Source organism: Vibrio sp. 1401, assembly GCF_033340295.1.
In genome coordinates this window covers 1-591 of the sequence record NZ_JAWOWF010000584.1, presented here as the reverse complement: position 1 = coordinate 591, position 591 = coordinate 1, and the positions used below count along the sequence as shown (strand labels likewise).

Below are 591 nucleotides of genomic sequence, written 5' to 3'. Positions count from 1 at the left end.
TGTGTAAAGGTAAGCGCTATAACCGCGAAACACTGGAAGTACGCGACAAAGGCAAAACCATCGATGAAGTACTGGGAATGACCGTCGAGGATGCTCGCACCTTCTTCGATCCTGTTCCTGCGATTGCCCGCAAGCTGCAAACTCTAATGGACGTTGGTCTGTCTTACATTCGTTTAGGTCAAGCGGCAACCACATTATCAGGCGGCGAAGCGCAGCGAGTGAAATTGGCAAGAGAGCTATCCAAGCGTGATACGGGTAAAACCTTGTACATTCTGGATGAGCCAACAACTGGTCTGCACTTCCATGATATTCAGCAGCTATTGACCGTACTTCATCGCCTGCGCGATCACGGGAATACCGTTGTGGTTATCGAGCATAACTTGGACGTCATCAAAACAGCAGACTGGATCATCGACTTAGGACCAGAAGGCGGACAAGGCGGCGGAGAGATCATTGCCCAGGGAACACCAGAAGATGTGTCTCAGATCGAAGGTTCGCACACAGCTCGATTCCTTAAGCCTATGTTGAAATAGAAAAAACAGGTAAAGTACAAAGACCAGCCAACGCTGGTCTTTTTTCATTCAAAACAAC

Annotated in this window: 1 protein-coding gene; it reads left to right on the top strand. The window is 48.6% G+C overall.

Features of this window, described 5'->3' with window-relative positions; all coding sequences use genetic code 11:
* Nucleotides 1-533 (top strand): ATP-binding cassette domain-containing protein (locus tag R7Z77_RS26975; RefSeq protein WP_318137255.1); only part of this gene is annotated, 533 nt, incomplete at its 5' end.
* Nucleotides 534-591: the final 58 nt, after the last annotated feature.